1 protein-coding gene is annotated in these 1,421 nt (G+C 78.0%); it reads left to right on the top strand.

From position 1 onward, the window contains the following. Positions 1–15 precede the first annotated feature (15 nt). Positions 16–1,421: polyprenyl synthetase family protein (locus MTQ10_RS30410; RefSeq protein WP_308404617.1), on the top strand; the 1,406-nt coding region annotated here is incomplete at its 3' end.

The raw sequence follows: 1,421 nt of genomic DNA, 5'->3' as shown, positions 1-1,421 counted from the left end.
CCCGCCCTCCACGGCGTGGGCCGGGAACACCCCGGCCCCGACGGCACCCTCGGGTCGCCCGCCGGGACCGTCGACGCCGATGTGCCGGCCGCCGTGGGCCGAGTGCTCGACGAACTGCTCTCCGGCCGCCTGCATCACGCCCGGCTCGTCGATCCGCTGTTCGCCGAGGACATCGCCGGACGCGTCGCCGCGTTCACCCGCCACGGCGGCAAACGCATCCGCGCGCACCTGGTGTGGTGGTCGTTCCGCGCCTGCGGCGGAACCGGCCCGGACGCCGCGTCGGCGGCCCTGCGTCTCGGCGCCGCCGTGGAACTGCTGCAGACCTGCGCGCTCGTCCACGACGACGTGATGGACCAGGCCGTCCTGCGCCGCGGCCGGCCCGCCCTGCACACCCAGGCGAGCGCCGGCTTCGCCGGGCGTACGACCGCCGAACGCGCCCGGCGGGCCGGAGAGGCCGCGGCGATCCTCGCCGGGGACCTCGCCCTCGCGTGGGCCGACGACCTGGTCGCCGAGACACCGCTGCCCGCCCCGGCCGGAGCCGTCGTGCGCCGACTGTGGAGCGACATGCGCACCGAGATGGTCGCCGGCCAGTACCTCGACCTGCACGGCCAGACCACCGGCGCTCGGTCCCTGCCGCGCGCGCTGCGCGCCGCCTGCCTGAAGAGCGCCCTGTACTCGGTGGAACGCCCGCTCGCCCTGGGCGCGGCCCTCGCCGGAGCCGACGACACCACCCTGCGCGCCCTGAGCGCGGCCGGCCGCCGCGTCGGCATGGCCTTCCAGCTGCGGGACGACCTCGACGACGTCTTCGCCGACCCCCGGCACACCGGGAAGCCGAGCGGCGGCGACATCCGCGAGGGCAAACCCACGTATCTGATCGCCCTCGCCCGCGCCCGCGCACAGGCCCGCGACGACGGTACGGCCCTCGCGGTCCTGGACCGCTGCGTGGGCGACCCCGCGCTGACCTCGCGGGATCTGACGGAGGTCCGGGGGGTCCTGGCCTCGACGGGCGCCAGGGCCACGGTCGAGGCGAAGATCCGGCGGCTCGTCGCCCAGGGCCTGCGACGGTTCGACACCGCCCGCCTCGCACCGGAACCGGCCCGCTCGTTGCGCCGCCTCCTCGAGTCGGCGGCGACAGGAGCCGCACCGGCCCCCCGCCCGGCGCAGGACCCGGACGGCACCTGCCCTGCGCCGGAGGCGGCCGGGTCCCGCCCAGCCTCGAAGACGGCCGGGTCCCGCCCAGCTCCGGAGACGGAGGGGTCCCGTCCCATGCCGGACGGCACCCGCCCCGCGCCGGAGGCGGCCGGGTCCCGCCCAGCTCCGGAGACGGAGGGGTCGCGTCCCATGCCGGACGGCACCCGCCCCGCGCCGGAGGCGGCCGGGTCCCGCCCAGCTCCGGAGACGGAGGGGTCGCGTCCCATGCC

It is taken from the genome of Streptomyces sp. XM83C (assembly GCF_023072675.1).
Lineage (GTDB): Bacteria > Actinomycetota > Actinomycetes > Streptomycetales > Streptomycetaceae > Streptomyces > Streptomyces thermocoprophilus.
The sequence above is the reverse complement of the archived record's forward strand: the minus strand, read 5'-3'. Positions and strand labels throughout refer to the sequence as shown.